This window comes from Dictyobacter kobayashii (genome assembly GCF_003967555.1).
Lineage (GTDB): Bacteria > Chloroflexota > Ktedonobacteria > Ktedonobacterales > Ktedonobacteraceae > Dictyobacter > Dictyobacter kobayashii.
In genome coordinates, this window is sequence record NZ_BIFS01000001.1 from 2622883 (window position 1) to 2637724 (window position 14842).

Annotated in this window: 16 protein-coding genes and 1 tRNA gene; 1 reads left to right on the forward strand and 16 read right to left on the reverse strand. The window is 49.8% G+C overall.

From position 1 onward, the window contains the following. Positions 1-14 precede the first annotated feature (14 nt). The 6 genes from EL645_RS11515 to EL645_RS11540 form a co-directional block, all read right to left on the reverse strand. A complete protein-coding gene (locus EL645_RS11515; protein WP_126550159.1) occupies positions 15-734 on the reverse strand; it encodes a hypothetical protein in 720 nt (239 codons plus the stop codon). Positions 735-1092: 358 nt separating this feature from the next. Then, entirely contained in the window at positions 1093-2091 is a 999-nt protein-coding gene (locus EL645_RS11520; RefSeq protein WP_126550160.1) for a hypothetical protein, read from the reverse strand. Positions 2092-2157: 66 nt separating this feature from the next. Continuing rightward, on the reverse strand, positions 2158-4149 hold the full coding sequence (locus EL645_RS11525) for an RNA polymerDNA-directed RNA polymerase subunit B (RefSeq protein ID WP_126550161.1): 1992 nt from the start codon (positions 4147-4149) through the stop codon (positions 2158-2160). Then, complete coding sequence (locus EL645_RS11530; RefSeq protein WP_126550162.1) at positions 4146-4751, reverse strand: RNA polymerase sigma factor; 606 nt, start codon at positions 4749-4751, stop codon at positions 4146-4148. Before EL645_RS11530 ends, EL645_RS11525 begins: the two co-directional genes overlap by 4 nt. A gap of 597 nt (positions 4752-5348) precedes the next feature. Continuing rightward, positions 5349-6095 carry a COG3942 and LysM peptidoglycan-binding domain-containing protein gene (locus tag EL645_RS11535; protein ID WP_126550163.1) on the reverse strand — a complete coding sequence of 249 codons (747 nt, stop codon included), beginning with the start codon at positions 6093-6095 and terminating at the stop codon, positions 5349-5351. Between the two features lie 245 nt (positions 6096-6340). Further along, a complete protein-coding gene (locus EL645_RS11540) occupies positions 6341-7108 on the reverse strand; it encodes a COG3942 and LysM peptidoglycan-binding domain-containing protein (protein WP_126550164.1) in 768 nt (255 codons plus the stop codon). 381 nt (positions 7109-7489) lie between these two features. On the opposite strand from EL645_RS11540, the gene EL645_RS11545 reads away from it, so the two are divergent. Further along, a tRNA-Phe gene (locus EL645_RS11545) sits at positions 7490-7562 on the forward strand. A 119-nt stretch (positions 7563-7681) separates the two neighbouring features. Here the strand turns inward: EL645_RS11545 and EL645_RS11550 are convergent. The 10 genes from EL645_RS11550 to EL645_RS11595 all read right to left on the reverse strand — a co-directional run bounded on the left by EL645_RS11550 (position 7682) and on the right by EL645_RS11595 (position 14664). Further along, positions 7682-8848, reverse strand: a complete 1167-nt coding sequence (locus EL645_RS11550) for a site-specific integrase (protein ID WP_126550165.1) — start codon at positions 8846-8848, stop codon at positions 7682-7684. Between the two features lie 66 nt (positions 8849-8914). After that, positions 8915-9115: a helix-turn-helix domain-containing protein gene (locus EL645_RS11555; RefSeq protein ID WP_126550166.1), complete on the reverse strand. Its 201-nt coding sequence runs from the start codon at positions 9113-9115 to the stop codon at positions 8915-8917. Between the two features lie 192 nt (positions 9116-9307). After that, on the reverse strand, positions 9308-9661 hold the full coding sequence (locus EL645_RS11560; protein ID WP_126550167.1) for a hypothetical protein: 354 nt from the start codon (positions 9659-9661) through the stop codon (positions 9308-9310). A 9-nt stretch (positions 9662-9670) separates the two neighbouring features. Beyond that, positions 9671-11725, reverse strand: a complete 2055-nt coding sequence (locus EL645_RS11565; RefSeq protein WP_174845297.1) for a hypothetical protein — start codon at positions 11723-11725, stop codon at positions 9671-9673. Then, positions 11722-11982 (reverse strand): hypothetical protein, encoded by a 261-nt coding sequence (locus tag EL645_RS11570; RefSeq protein ID WP_126550168.1) that lies wholly within the window; start codon positions 11980-11982, stop codon positions 11722-11724. The genes EL645_RS11565 and EL645_RS11570 overlap by 4 nt, the downstream gene beginning before the upstream one ends. Before the next feature lie 189 nt (positions 11983-12171). Beyond that, positions 12172-12372 carry a hypothetical protein gene (locus EL645_RS11575; RefSeq protein WP_126550169.1) on the reverse strand — a complete coding sequence of 67 codons (201 nt, stop codon included), beginning with the start codon at positions 12370-12372 and terminating at the stop codon, positions 12172-12174. A 68-nt stretch (positions 12373-12440) separates the two neighbouring features. Continuing rightward, positions 12441-12812, reverse strand: coding sequence for a DNA adenine methylase (locus EL645_RS44075; protein WP_161977310.1), 372 nt, complete (start codon positions 12810-12812; stop codon positions 12441-12443). After that, positions 12799-13302 carry a DNA adenine methylase gene (locus EL645_RS44080; RefSeq protein WP_126550171.1) on the reverse strand — a complete coding sequence of 168 codons (504 nt, stop codon included), beginning with the start codon at positions 13300-13302 and terminating at the stop codon, positions 12799-12801. Before EL645_RS44080 ends, EL645_RS44075 begins: the two co-directional genes overlap by 14 nt. 112 nt (positions 13303-13414) lie before the next feature. After that, positions 13415-13924, reverse strand: a complete 510-nt coding sequence (locus tag EL645_RS11590) for a hypothetical protein (protein ID WP_126550172.1) — start codon at positions 13922-13924, stop codon at positions 13415-13417. 50 nt (positions 13925-13974) lie between these two features. Then, positions 13975-14664 (reverse strand): hypothetical protein, encoded by a 690-nt coding sequence (locus tag EL645_RS11595; RefSeq protein WP_126550173.1) that lies wholly within the window; start codon positions 14662-14664, stop codon positions 13975-13977. Between the last annotated feature and the right edge of the window lie 178 nt (positions 14665-14842).

Here is a 14842-nt window from a genome sequence, read left to right on the forward strand (position 1 = left end):
CGATACAGTAAAAATCAGCGAGGATGGAACATTTTCCCGTCATTGATGAAGAGGAAATCCTGGCTACCGACATGGACAATCAAATTGATTTTGCCCTGCTGGTTGACCACATTCCCGGTTACGGGAATAAGATCCTGGCCAGATCCATCGAGAATTGGGCCATTAAAGATACGAGTTTTCGAGGTATCACCACCCGGGATTTCAATAACTTGAATATGTCCGTGGAGATTAATAAAGAGAAAGTGGGTAGGGTGATCCTTGCTATCGTTATGACCGACCACTGCATCAATCTGAGCGGTGCGCGGATAACCATAGGTCATATCTTGTTGAAAGCCTTGCCACCATGAGACTAATGATGTCAAACCAAACAGAAGCACCACAGCGACGATCATACCAACGATAACCGTTGGTAACAATCGTCGTGGACGACGACGTGGCATATTGTCACGGTCATCCCGGCGTACATCTACCGTTCTGGACGGTCGGACAGCACTAGAGGCAGCACCACCTGGTTGTCGTGTAGTATAGACACCCTGAGTTCGTGTGGTTGTATTACCATTTGAACGACGACGCTGAATAGAAGACGTGTTCTGGTTTTTTAAGACCAGGGGATCATCTATTGTCTCATACGGCTTGTAGCGACGGGCGCTACTCGGCATACGAGTCACGTAGAGATCGTCACGATCCTCTACATCGTAATAGGCGGGCTGTCGGCGGGTATAAGTCGTTCCCATTACGATTCCTCCTTCCAGTTAGAATTTTTAGTTAGTTTTTAGAACATTTGTTCTTATCCATAAGTATAACAGAATAGATATTCTCGTCAAGTGGTGGATTTAGCTACTCACGCCTTGGTGAACCTGGTAGAGCAAGCAGATATATATGCGGTAGATGCCATATATGACCCAGATGAGGACTATCCTGTCTGCCTAGAGCAGGACTTAATAATAGCGCAAAAGCATAAAAGAAGCAAATATATCCCCAATAAGTCAGGTCCTACTAGTAGGTGAGGATGGCTCTCAAGCCTCCTCAGCATGGATGAGTTTAAAATAGCGGCGAAAAATGGGCTATGGTAGCCCATTTTTCGCCTTTGTTTTATAGCCCGACAAACAGGCGGCTGTCGGTGTCGATGAGAGGATCAACTTCGTGCTGTAGGGCGGCGTGGGCAAAGACCATGCCGGGATGGGAGGAACACATAGCACGTCCAAGCACATGGTAGCTTTTTGTTCTATTCTGCGCCTTGATCTGCTTGCCAATTACATCCCATTCTTGTAGAACATCGGCAAAGGATTGGCGAGCCTCAATCGCCAGAGCATAGAGTTCTTGCGCTGTCAGACCAGTTCTGTAGCCATGTTTGATCGCTACAGGCATGCCATGGATATCTGATACGGCCTCTTGCCCGGCACAAAGTGCCAGTAAATGGGCAATATCGCCCAGTGCTCCGCTCTTCACTGTCAGTAGAGGAGTACCAATATCCGGATCTGTATAATCGACGCGGGCCGCCAGATATTCAGCCTGCTCGGCCAACCAATCAGACCATTGTTCAGCACTAACAGCGTCTTCGGGATCAGGTTGTCGCACGCTACTGCCGATAAAAGGATTGATCGAGATCCCGGCGAGCCGGGCACGTTCAAAGCCACGCCGCAAGAGCCGCTCCAGGGCCTGCAATACCTGCTCAGGGCCAGTACGCAGGAGCAGGGTCTGCAACTGCTCCAATAACAGCGCCTGCGTCAGAATAGTGTCAGACAGAGTATCTGCCAGAGGCGCATCCAATATAGTAGCTAGCTCATCCCTACCTTCAGAAGTCAAACTCATACTGGCCAATCCCCACATGACCTCATGAGAAGGCAACAGCGACTTCAATAATGCTGGATTATGAGCCAGCTGGGCGACAGCCGTCAGGCGGTTAGCAGCTTCTTGCTGGGCAACAGAGCTGAGCGGTAAAAAGACGGCTACCTGATCACCATCAAAATCGGCCTGTACCTGTCTGCTCACCAGTGGATGGACATGGAGAGCCGAGTCGGGATAACGTACCGGATGACAGGCGACAAAGGTACGCACATCAAAGGTGGGGCGCGATTCAGGATGACCCATGAAACATCCATCAGCTGATCCAATAACTGGCTTGCGCGCTCACTTCTCTGCTCCACTTCTCGTGCATCAAGCTCTTGCCGCAATTTGGGGCGCAAAGAGAAACCAGGCCATCTCTTCAGGCATACCAACCTGATCATAATGCAAATCTAAAGTAGGCACAACGACAGCACGGGCTGACGATGAGGCACGCGCATTGAAATGTAACAGTGCGGGTGTAATCAGCGCCTCACAGAAGGCATGCACATGCATGGTTAGCCGGGCCAGTGCCTGGCGAGCCAAACTCTCAGGCGCCTTGCTGGACAGGATGCGCTGTAAATGGGTATTGGCAGCCACCAGGGCTGGATATTCGGCCAGGTTACGACAGATACTATATGCACCGATACGCGTCAACTGCTGATCCCTTAACCAGGGATGAACCACAGGGAGAGCAAGCTCTAGCACATTACCTTCTGGCGGGGCAAACTGAAATGCTAGTTGGTGCTCGGCCGTTAATTCGGCATGAATACCAATGGCAGCCAGACGCCGGGCCAGGGACACAAACTGGGGGGCCAGCCTGGAAGCGCGCTGCGCGTTCTCAGGCCCACCATCAACGTCTTGAGGAGTAAGCGCGCAGGTATGGAACTGCTCGTGAATATTCTCAAACGCGCCGCCATTACGCAAAGCAAAGTACTCAAGCTCGCCACGGCGTTGACCTGTTTGTGGACGCAACCAGGGCTGCAATTTCTCCTGTGCGATATGCGCCAGGCGTCCCCAATAGATCCAGCCCACAGTACAACGCTGCTGCAAAGGCTCGCCAGCCGAGCCAACAGTTAAATCCTCCATACCATCCGCTGGCAAACTATTATTCGCCAGCGCTGCTCGAAGCGCCTGCTCATCCGGAGATACAAAAGGAGGGGCAATGGTTGGCATACCCTGCGCATGAGCGATACGACCCAGCACCGCCTCCCATACAATGCCAAACGACTGACTCGTATGTATATTGACCACATTAAAAACCAGCTCGACCGGGGTACCATCCGCCAGATGCGGCATCTGCTCATCTGGCACAATACGACTCACCACCCCTTTAAAGCCATGGCGATTGCTCATCTTATCACCTGGCTCAATCGCGCGTGGATAGTCCAGGCGACGGGCCGCCGAAGCACTCAAAAGAATTCCCTCATCAAACGTATCCACGCCCCAGGATGTCAACGCCGTCAAGAGATTGCGGCCGCACCAGAAATCTGGCTCTGCAGGCTCGTTGCCACTTTGCACCAGGGCCGGCTCTGGTTGAGGTGGTTTCAGCCACTGCCGAAGCATATTGGTTCCCATCAACAGGCTACGGGGATGATCATGCTCCATCAAAGGAATCATGGCCGCCTCTAATCCCAGCATGGCAGCCGGTTGATCATCTAAGACCACAACTTTGCCAGCTCGAATGGCCGCTCCAGCAGCTAGAGGAAAGATACGTCCAATATTCGGTCCCTCAGGAGTCTCAAAAGGACAAACACGCCCGAAATGACCTGGAGTAAAGAGCCGGCTACGCTCTTTGATATACAGGCGAAACAGATGCTGCCTGGTCGCCAACCAGTTCGTTTCATCTAACCGCTGTGCCGTCGTAGGCAGATCCAGCAGAGGACCTTTCTCCGCGCCAAAGAACTCCCGCATCCAGCGCTCAATAGGCAGCCATGCTCGCAGCAAAGCCTCGCTCCAGGGCACAGCATCCGGAGCCTGATAACTCAAAAGTTGTTGATAATACTGTAGTAGTTGCTCCCCCACACAAAAAACATCCGCCTGCGCCAGTTCATCCGATGAAGCATAAGGAACCACCACATAGCGTAAACCATCCAGCACAAACACCCCATCCGCATCTGGCTGTGGCAAATCCTGATATATAACCGTTACTTCCTCATCGCCTGCGGCCAATGTCAGCCGCATTTGATAAGTATAGGCGCCAGTCGAACGAACCTCGTAGCCCACTAACGGCAAACGCTCCGCCAGCAAGGCTGGTAACCACTCATTTATACACTGCTCAAAAGTAGCTTTATGCCAATCAGCCTGTAGTGTACGACTCATCATAGATCCTCCTCATCCTTATTCAGATCAAACCATTGACGAGCAAGTCGTTTTGTCGCATAGTGCAAGCGCGACTTCACGGTACCAGTAGGAATCGAAAGCATATCAGCAACCTCCTGCACCCCTAGATCCCCATCATGGACCAGGCGAAAAACCTCGCGCTTCTCCACTGGCAGTCCCTCAATTAACTCCTGCAATAACTGCTGATGCTCACGCTCCACCAGCAGCAGACCCGGCTCAAGAGTTTGCTGATCCACCATCCAATCAGGAATAGACTCCTTCTCATCCCCATCCTCAGTAAACTCCACAGGTACCTCCAGAGGCTGTTGGCGACGCCTGCTTACCGAACGAAGATAATTCAAAGCCTGATTATGGGCGATACGCAAGAGCCAGCCCTGCAACGTACCATGTCCCTGCCACTGTTCAGCCCGTAGCCAGAGCAATAAAAAAACCTCCTGCACCACATCCTCCGCAGCATCCGCATCATGCACACAGGAAAAGACATGCCAATACACCAATGTCCGATAACGACTTGACAACATCTCAAAGGCAGCCGTATCACGAGCACACACCCGTTCCAGCAAATCCAGATCTGACGGTGCCATGTCAACTCCTTTAACCAGTTACAACCCATTCGCTCAATAGACACCGCACAACACCCAAAAGTTCATCACAATCAATGCCTTTTGTTATGATTTGCAGAAAATGTGTTACACACATTTTCTGCAAATCATAACAAAAAAAATATGCGGGTGCGTCAGCACCCACCCGCAAGCAAGCACAACAAAACACTTAATGAATTTTATATCAGCGAAAGGCACATAATAAAAAGAGAAGTTAGGCACACAAAAAAAGAGGAAAAAAACAACTACACCAGAAGATCCACACAAAGGAGAAGATGCTCCATGATGGATCCACTATCTTTATTATCCTCGCAAAGCCGTTTTCCCTACTAGAAGAGAAACAAGGAGCATCTCTATCTTTAGTGTAGCACCAGCCAGAAATGAACAAAACGAATATGCTACTACTCATCGGGATGGGTGAAATCACCTGACCAATGAAAGAGATAAGCCGAACCATGTTTCATGTGAAACGCCCCCTACTTGCCCGGATAGAAGCATAAAATGGCCCGTGCGTGTGGGCGCTACCACCGCACGGGCACCACCTGATTACAGGTGTCTACCTACCGCTATCGGCACAACTCAAGCAGAGATAAAGGTAACCCCGGGACCAGTATGAAAATTCACATTGGTGACCTGTGAATAATTGGGACCCCAGTTCATATTACTGGCCAGCACATGACCATTATCCAGCACCATCTCAACCACCCCAACATGACCAAATCCCTGAGCCCCCTGCACCCATGGCTGTAGATCCACAATGGCTCCAACTGATGGCTGATCCGAAACATGCCAATGGAACTCCTGAGCCCGATCCTGCCATTGCCACGCATTCGAATTAGAGGTCCAGGGAACAAAAAAACCATGTAGCTGAAAGTAGCGCTGGCTGGCCCACCAGGTACATTGACCATAAGCAAACGGATTGGTACGACCATGAACAGCCTGCAACCCAGCAGTATTCATAGGCTGATTGCCGTCAGGTATTCCCTGGGCCACGCCAGTATTGCCCTGATGCTGAATGCAAAGCTGCTGATTCACAAAAATCTTATCAGGGTTAGCCAGATGATTATAAGACGTCAGGGTCTGCCACGTCGTAGCGTGACTGGCCGCAATCGTTCTCAATGTGTCACCACCGCGAACCACATAAGTCTGATCACCTTTAGCACAGGGGGGCTGGGCGAGAGCACCAAATAAAGTCGGCGCAAAAGCAGTGCTCAACCAGACCATCCCTAACACAGTCAACACGGCCAGATGGCCGGCTATGATACTTATCACACGATGCTGATTAAAGTATGTACGAATACGTTGATATTTCTCAGTAGAGAACAAATAGACTACTCCTCTTCTCCTAAAAACAACGCAGGTCCAATTACCTGCCACTTCAATAAATACATATCTATGAATATATTAGGGCATCTACAACGAATCGTCATGAAATATGCTGGAACATAGGAAAAAGGGCGAGACAAAGTTAAGTTAAACAAAGAATATTTTTATAATAAATTAATGCAGGAGAGCAAAGGACAAAAAAAGAGGCTGGACAAGATGTCCAACCTCTTTTAGCTTAAAAGAACTTATTTAGCGTTGATAAAGAATACGCCAGGGCCAACAGAAAACTGAGTTCGAGAAACGACACCGAGGCCACCCCAGTTCATCTGACTGACAGTAAAGCGTCCATTGGCCTGGATGCTTTCCACAACCCCTACGTGACCAACTGAACCAGCACCTTGCACTCCACCGTTTAACTGCATAATATCACCCACGTGAGGAGTGGTAGAAACATTCCAGTGGTACTGATGGGCTCGTGTAACCCACATATTTGCATTTGAGTTGGTCATCCAGGGAACATAAATACCAGTCAACTGGTGATAACGATTATCTGCCCACCATGTGCACTGGCCAGCAGGGAAAATGTTAGCAGTGCCATGGACAGCCTTGGAAACAGCCTTAGCGACCACTGGAGCAGTCTTAACAACGACTGGAGCAGTCTTAGCTGGAGCTACAGGCTTAGTGGTAGGTTTTGCAGCACTTTTAGTTGGAATACAAATGGTCTGATTGACAAAAATAGTATTTGCATCTGTCAATTTATTGTAAGAGGCCAATGTTTGCCAGGTCGTTTGATTACTCTGAGCGATAGCTCCCAAAGTATCACCCAACTGAACACTATATGTTTTGTCTCCACTGGCACACGTAGAAGCAGCAAAAGCTCCGCGCACATCAGTAAAGAAAATATTGCCAAGCAACATAAGAGCAAAAGCAGCCATCACGACAACCTGTCCTGCGGCAATGCAAACGACTCGATGTTGAGAGATAAACTGCGAGATGCTAGGCGTTTTCGACATAAAATGAGTCTCCTTTAGCTACGGCTTCCCAATCACAATCGTGGTAACCAGGAAGTATTGACTGGTTGCATTGATATTAACGCATCTATGAATGAAACGCTATGATACACCATGATATGTAGGACAAAAGTAATAAAAATAATGAAACAAATTGAGAAACACTCCCCAAAAAGTCACAGAAATTGAATTCATGATCTATATATAAAAAGTACTTAGCGTATATTTATATAGAATATTTGTAAGACACAAATAAAGCCTAATGTGGATTATGGCAAGAAGGCATTGGGAGACAGACTCGCAACAAAAATTATGGACATCACCAAAAAAGTGATCTGAAAGGGGTTGACGAAAGCAGGAGATCATGCTATATTATTGCCACGCGCCAAGATAGCTCAGTTGGTAGAGCATAGCACTGAAAATGCTAGTGTCGTCGGTTCGATTCCGTCTCTTGGCACCCTTTCATTTTTGGCACCCGCGCCCATCGGCTTCACAGGCTGATGGGCGCGGGTTCGCTTTTGGCCCTTTTTGGCTTTTAGCGCCAAAACTGACGCCAAAACGAAATTTTTCTTTGTTTTATTCCTCTTCTTCCTCCTCATCGGCCTCTTCTAGGAGATCCCCTAATTTGCTCATAGCATCCATCTGCATAGTGGGCAGAACGTGCGAATAGATATCCATCGTCATACTGATCTGGCTATGCCCTAATATCTCTTGCACGATTTTGGGATTAGTGCCCTGCTCTAATAGTAGAGTGGCGGTGCTATGGCGTAAATCATGAAAACGGATCTCGGGTAGTCCGGCCTTCTTTAAAAGCATTTTCAGTTGCACCAGGACATCATAGCCAGGATCTAGATGCTCGCCCATGGCTTTGCAGAAAACGAAGTCATTGTCATGCCAGAAGGGACCAGCTGCTTCTTTCCATTGCTGCTGTACGGCTTTGTGCTTCTTGAGTGCTTCAACAGCCGGAGCTGTCAACACCAGACTACGGCGACTCTTCGCTGTTTTCGTTTCTGCCAGTTGATAGCCCTGGCCAGTGGGCATGCGTACGAGCGCCTGGCGTATCCTTAATACCCCTGAAACCAGATCCACATTTTTCCACTTTAACCCCAGTAGTTCACCCCGCCTCATTCCCGTTGAGAGGGCCAGGATAAAGAGCACTTCTTGTGGATGCCCTTTGGCCGCCTCCAATAACTTGCGCGCCTGCTCTGCTGATAGCGGCGTGATTTCCTTACGTACCACTCGTGGAGGAGACACCATCTTGCAGACGTTCCTTGAGACCAGCCCTAACCGTACTGCTTTGTCCAGCGCTGTGTGCAACATGCCATGGATAGCAGCAACCGATTTGGGTTTCAATCCGCTTTCTAACTTTTGCCGATAGAGTCGGTCCAGGTGCTGAGGGGTAATTTTCTGTAAAGGCAACTTACCCAATGTGGGAACAAGGTGCAGGCGCACTATAGCTTCATAACGTTCCCAGCTTCGAGGCCGAATAGTTTGCTTATGGGTCTCCAACCATTCCTTTAAGTATTGTTCCAAAGTTTGTTGAGGGCCATTGATAATGGTTCCTTGATGTAGTTCCTGCTGCAGCTGTCTTAACTTTTCATTAGCCTCCTTTTTGTTTTTTGCATAAACCCTTTTCCGCGTGCCATCTTCAAGAGTGACGCGAATCTCATATCTGCCATCCTTGCGTAGAGATATAGATCCTTCACCATGCCCTCGATGTCCTCCGCTTTTCTTCTCAACCATTGCGTTTGTCCTTTCAATAGAAAAAGCCGCGCTGGAAATCAGCGCGGCTAGCGATCACGTCAAAATTTATAATTGTTGTTCACGCGCCTGGAGCCAGGCTTGTAGAGCATCCGGCCGGATCATTCTCTTACGGCCAAACAGAACAACAGGAAGGTTAGCCGTGAGAATGAGTTGGTAGACTGTGCCACGGCTAACTCCCAACGCCTGGGCAACCTGAGTAACATTCATGAGCATAGGCTGTATAGGGGGTTTTTGAACTTGCTGCATAGACTCTTTACTCCTATAATTTTTTTTGTCGCTCCGGTGGAAAACAAACCTGCGAAACCTGCGAACCGCTCCACAGGCGGCTTCACGATGCAGGTTTGCCCTTTTTCAAACCTGCGGGAAACCTGCAAACCTGCGAACCGCTCCACAGGCGGCTTCACACGAATTGTGGTCTTTTTTGTGGATCTATAGTGGTTAGAAAAGGGTCAATTGCCCAGAGGATAGCGCTTCTTCTTGCTTCTTCTGAGCGCGGGTCGCTTTTGCATGAGCGATGTGATCAGTCAGGTCATAGCGCAAGTGGCACGCCTGGCAGAGAGCACGAAGATTTTCACGCCGAACATCATGTTTATCATGTTTGTCGCCTGGTCGTCCATCCGCATATGGCGCTCCCAGATGCGCAACTGTCAACACAACGTTTCCAGGGCGACCACTGGGCAGTGGCACGCCATTCGGGATACCGCACCACTCACAGGGCCAGCCAGCGATCCGGCGAATGGTGCGAGAGACTTTTTTCCAGTTCGCTGGATAACGTTTCATATCCATTGGCATAGAACCACCTCATTGGAGATCATCAAGTGGCGGCGATGGCGGTGGATACCCCAGGGCTGCACGCGATGGGTACCCCAGGCGAAGAATATGTTCATCAGTCAGGGAAGCGATCGTATAGGGCCACTCATCGGGACCAGCTGCTTGGTGCAGCGGTTGGATCTGGGCAATCTCCCCCTCTGTTCGGAAGGATACTTCTTCTTGCGAGAGATAAAGGAGTACATTGACGCAGCGTGGCAGGTTCACCGTGATAAACCCTTCACCCTGTGGTGTCATCACAATCTGGAAGTGCTGCAGCGGGTGGCCTACTTCATCAACGGCAAGCCCTTGTACATCTTGCAGGTTTGCAGGTTTCGCAGGTTTGTTTTCCTCAGGGTCAAGTTTATTTTCGAGCGGAATATCCCCACTCAAGCCGCCCCCCAGGCCTTCTAAAGGGGTAGGTATATAAGAAATTTCCTCCTTTTGGGGAATAGCATCCTGCGAAACCTGCAAACCTGCAACGGACCAGAAAACCGCCCCACTACGTTTATCTGAACCCGCTTTGATCAGATGCAAGCCACTTTCATCAAACTGGGTACCAATACGAGCTGATAAGGCTTTTCCCAGCTTGCGTTTAAAGTCTCCTTTCTTGGTATCCGAGACCTCATCAGGCAGTGCATTATAGAGGCCAGCAACCCCAAGCCCCGTATCACCATCATCAAAGGACCCTGTTTTGATATCCTTGGCCAGGGTGGATACCAGGACGGGCGTATTCTGATAAAAATCATGCCACACACGCAGGAAGACCGCCCACTGTTGAGCATCATCATCACCCTGCTCATAGAGTTCATTGAGATTGCTTAAGAAGCCCTCGATCCAACAATGGGAGAGGATACCGCCGATGGTATCCGCCCACTGCTGAAAGCTTCCCATCTGGGGAACGGTAGCCTTTGGACAACCCGCGGCAAACCAGGCACGAGCCAGAGTCAGCAATGCTGCAATTAATTGGCCCCGGTGTTCAGGAACCCATTCATGCAGATTGTGTTTGAAACCACCCCGGGTCCAGGGCTTATCCGTTCGGGCATCCATCCGTATCCAGTAGGAGCGACGCGGTAGATCGCCACCAATCTGAATATTGTTCCCCGTTGCCATCCAGGTAGCGCGCTGGGCATAGACGCCGTTTTTACTCTGGCCAAGGATACGCTCCTTCACCGTCGAGGAAGTCAATGCTGTGTCTAAGCTCGCTGCCTGGATTTTGGCTTTAATGTTATCGATGATAATGATGGTTGCGCCTTCAGAAAGGGTCGAGGCAATGCGCTTGCGCCATTCATCGTCATCATAGGGCGCGGTCATCATCTCTGCTTTGCGGCCAGTGGCGATGAATGCCACCGTCTCAGCCAACAGGCTTTTGCCGGTGCCTGGTCGTGTGGCATCGATTAAGGCCAGGGGCACATGCCCATTGATCGACTGCCGAATGAGCGGAGTCAGCATCAACCCAATCGCATTGGCATGGCTGGCCTCATTTTCATAGGGAAACTCACCGATGGCTTCATCAAGTAATACCTGCGCATTCATAATGTCCTCATCGGTGGGCTGCTCAGGAATAGGGGGGATCTTCAGCGATGGAAGCGGCACATACACAGATCGCGTCACCGCATCATAGCCAGGTATTTCAATCAGTGTGCCGTCTGGGCGAAAAATGGGAAACTCAATGATGCTATCCAGCGGTGGAAAAAGCCACTCTCCCATCGTTAAAATGTCCTTGACGACATTGTCCGGCGGGGCCACATGCACCGGTCCCCTGGCCATGAGCTTCACAAAGTTCATGGAACGGCCCAGTATGCCTTTGAGTGTGGCATCAGTCAGCGCATCAATGAACGGGGTACCATCCTCTTTGCGCTGGATACGCACCAGCTGGCCATGCCGGACATAGATAGGGACCTTCGTCGTTTGCAGATGGGTTACAGCCTCAATGGCTAATTCACGCCAGGGCCGATTTGAGATGAGCACACCAGGCAATCCATCCGCCTGCAACATCCTGGCCGCTTTGGCAAACAATTCGGTATCTTCAGATTGCGCACTACTCATATCACACTCCATAAGGTTTGTTGCTGGCATTCGGTATGGATCTCTGTAGAGAAGTCGCTCAGCTGGTGTTGTGTCGCATACGAAGAGATCCACTGCTCCGCCATATGTCGGGTCTGATCAATACTTTTTTCTAACCCTGCACCATGGTTGCGACCGCCACAGATGCAGGTACAGATGGGATGGATCGCATCATAACAGCGAGCATCGCACCGCCCCACACACCCCTGCGAGTTGTAGACCGCGATCAGGGTTGCCATACCCACTCCTTCCATAAAAAAAGCTCTTACAGCACAAGCCATAAGAGCAAACCCACGTTACTGCTATGAGAAGGAAAGATGAAACAAAAATGCGAGCACCAACCAGCAACACATGGCCCCCAGAAAAAACCATACAATGGCAAAGAACAGCAATTCACGGCTGGAATAACGCATAGGGATGCTCCTTTTTCACATCATCAAACTGATATTTGTCGTCCAGGGTTCCTTGTCGTTACCCGTTGGATATACTTTGTGGCGTTCACCATTGATAAATGCATATGTGTTACGACCTGAGCATGTTACTGGTACGGTATAGATCAAATTACAGTGCTCTACCCGTTGATGCTCTCGTTCCTGACTGCGCTTGCGCGCCCAATGTCCATTGAACATGTCAAATCCTTTCCGTGAAATTTTTCCATCTTTCCACGCACTGTCGCGATTAGCCGAAGATTCTCGTTTCATTGCCAAAGCTGAAGAGAGGAGACCATGGGCGGATAATTGCATAAGAGCAATTCAGTTACACGATCACGTGTGCCTTTGGTTCGTTGAGAATGTTTGACCGTTTCCCAGCGAACACGCCGCCACTTCTCAGGTGGATACCAGATCTCCAGCTGGGGATGTTCATAGTACGAAAGCATGACAAACGACGGCGTGGCATTCAACACTGCAGCTAAGCGTTCATGATCAGCAAAGGTAAATGTCCCATCAATGCGTTTGTAGTAGTCTTCGACTCCCAGGTACGGCGGATCGACGTAGAACAGCGTCCGAGGCTTTTGATGTTGGCGTATGACCGTTTCAAAGTCTCGATTGTCAATCTCAACGCAGCGCAATCGCTGGGCAATGAGGGAAAAAGTTGAAGCGCTGGAATGAATGAGGCTGGCCAGATCCAAGAGATCGAGCTGCATTTTTCCAGCCCGTTGAAGACGTTGACCTGAGATGAGAACCAAAGCTACTTTGCAGAACATAATACCAGCGCACTGCACGTTCTTGCGGATCAAGAATGGTTCCATCGAACAGACAAGCGTGATAGTCATAATGTAGCTGCCGGCTATACGGCAATGTTTCTAGCCTGGCAGCAATATCTTCAGGATGATCACGCAACTGGAGCCAGAAGTTGACCAGGTCACCATTGAGATCATTGATCACTTCATAGTGTTTCCAGAGCGGCTTCTGAGCAATCACATGACATCCACCCATAAATGGTTCACAATAGAGATCATAGACTTCTTTCGGTGGAAAGGCATCGACAATAAAGGGAGCCATGGCATGCTTCCCGCCCATCCATGAAACGGGTGAGCGGACACGTTGTGTTGTTATCAAAAGTGTTCCTTTCACTCAATTCTGCCAACTCAGGGCGAATTGGCATAACTGAAGGAAAGAAATAGCCCTCTTGTTCGCGCGAAGAGGGCTGATGATTGCTTTGTACTTTGTCTTATTCTTCCTTGTCTGCTTCTTCCAGAAGAGCAAAAAGGCCACCAGGAAGGGCATACACCATCAGAGGAACTTCCCACCGATTGATCGTTTGCACCTCAAGGACACCCTCACGAGTACGGGCTCGATACACCTGATAAACAAATGGACGCTTATAAGACGATGCAACAGCGCAATACACTGCTTTAGGAGGAACCTCATTCAAGGTGTGATTGATCTCGCTCACCGTCTTCAATTCCTGGGGCATCTCGCTTTGGCCTTCAAAGGGATCTATCTTTGGAATGGGCAAGCCTCGACGCTCAAGCTCCCTCTTGCAGAGATGCATCATAAGCGTATTCGGATGGCTCAGGTTGGTTGGCCTCTTCAGACCGCGCAGATTAAGTTGGCAGAAGATTTTTAACTTGACGGATTCCTCACCATAGAGATTGGATACTTCTTGATTCGTCATGTTCTGAACCAATTGGTCATGCCGTTGTTTCAAGCTATCACCATGCTGCTCGTCGTTGTTCATGGCTCTTTTTCTCCCATAAGAAAAGCCCTTACCTTGAATGTAGTAAGGGCTTAAAACAATGTTTCATGATCATGAAAGTACTGTGCTCGAATATCAACCAAAGTCAGAGGAAACTTTTGCTTCTGGCGTTGAATTGCGCAGAAGCTCCGGTTTGCGCGGGCACCGCCCTGGGCACGTTGTGCTTGCTCCCATTCCTCACACGCCTGGTATCGTTCTGGAAAGTGCGTTCCTAGACGCACCCATTCACGAATGCCCTGGCGCACACAACGGCCGCCACAATTGTTGTGAGAGAAACCCAGCGCATATAAGCGCGGTGGCTCAATTCCCCAGTCCTGGCGACACACATCAACCAATGGCCGCACTTCATAGGGCTCCCATAATAAGGGATAGTCAACCACTGCTGCTGGGATTGCCTGGGCATAGGATTGTTTGACGCTGGCCAGCCGGCGCTTTTCCCAGCGATCGAGCCCGATGTACACCACTGGAAGTCCCGGCATCGCCTGGATAAACTGGCGGAACGGTTTCACCTTGAGTTCGTAACTACAGGGAGCCGCCAGGTTACACGGAATGAGCTTCTTCTGGGCCGCGACTTCTAGCGGCGTTCGACCATCGGTATACCAATACAATATCCCTCGCCAGCGCTGCATGCAGTCATGCAGAAAGCGATAGAGGTCTTCATCTTCATAGAGCGTATCGGCGAACCAAAGTAACACCAGTTCTCGTCCATAACGCTGGATCACTCGCTCAGCTGCTACAGCACTGGCCAGGCCCCAGAAAGAGATACGGCATAGGGTGCGTTCACATGTTTTGCAGAATCATGGGTATCCGTCTGATTGATGTGGCACACTTCATAGTCAGATACTATAGTCGTACTCATCTCAACCTCAAGCAAAGGACCCTCATAGCCATTGCTACCAG

Bases quoted from the DNA above. Each gene is read 5' to 3' on its own strand.
- EL645_RS11515 (WP_126550159.1), bottom strand. From the start codon at position 734: ATGGGAACGACTTATACCCGCCGACAGCCCGCCTATTACGATGTAGAG.
- EL645_RS11520 (WP_126550160.1), bottom strand. From the start codon at position 2,091: ATGGGTCATCCTGAATCGCGCCCCACCTTTGATGTGCGTACCTTTGTC.
- EL645_RS11525 (WP_126550161.1), bottom strand. From the start codon at position 4,149: ATGATGAGTCGTACACTACAGGCTGATTGGCATAAAGCTACTTTTGAG.
- EL645_RS11530 (WP_126550162.1), bottom strand. From the start codon at position 4,751: ATGGCACCGTCAGATCTGGATTTGCTGGAACGGGTGTGTGCTCGTGAT.
- EL645_RS11540 (WP_126550164.1), bottom strand. From the start codon at position 7,108: ATGTCGAAAACGCCTAGCATCTCGCAGTTTATCTCTCAACATCGAGTC.
- EL645_RS11550 (WP_126550165.1), bottom strand. From the start codon at position 8,848: ATGGTTGAGAAGAAAAGCGGAGGACATCGAGGGCATGGTGAAGGATCT.
- EL645_RS11555 (WP_126550166.1), bottom strand. From the start codon at position 9,115: ATGCAGCAAGTTCAAAAACCCCCTATACAGCCTATGCTCATGAATGTT.
- EL645_RS11560 (WP_126550167.1), bottom strand. From the start codon at position 9,661: ATGCCAATGGATATGAAACGTTATCCAGCGAACTGGAAAAAAGTCTCT.
- EL645_RS11565 (WP_174845297.1), bottom strand. From the start codon at position 11,725: ATGAGTAGTGCGCAATCTGAAGATACCGAATTGTTTGCCAAAGCGGCC.
- EL645_RS11570 (WP_126550168.1), bottom strand. From the start codon at position 11,982: ATGGCAACCCTGATCGCGGTCTACAACTCGCAGGGGTGTGTGGGGCGG.
- EL645_RS11575 (WP_126550169.1), bottom strand. From the start codon at position 12,372: ATGTTCAATGGACATTGGGCGCGCAAGCGCAGTCAGGAACGAGAGCAT.
- EL645_RS11590 (WP_126550172.1), bottom strand. From the start codon at position 13,924: ATGAACAACGACGAGCAGCATGGTGATAGCTTGAAACAACGGCATGAC.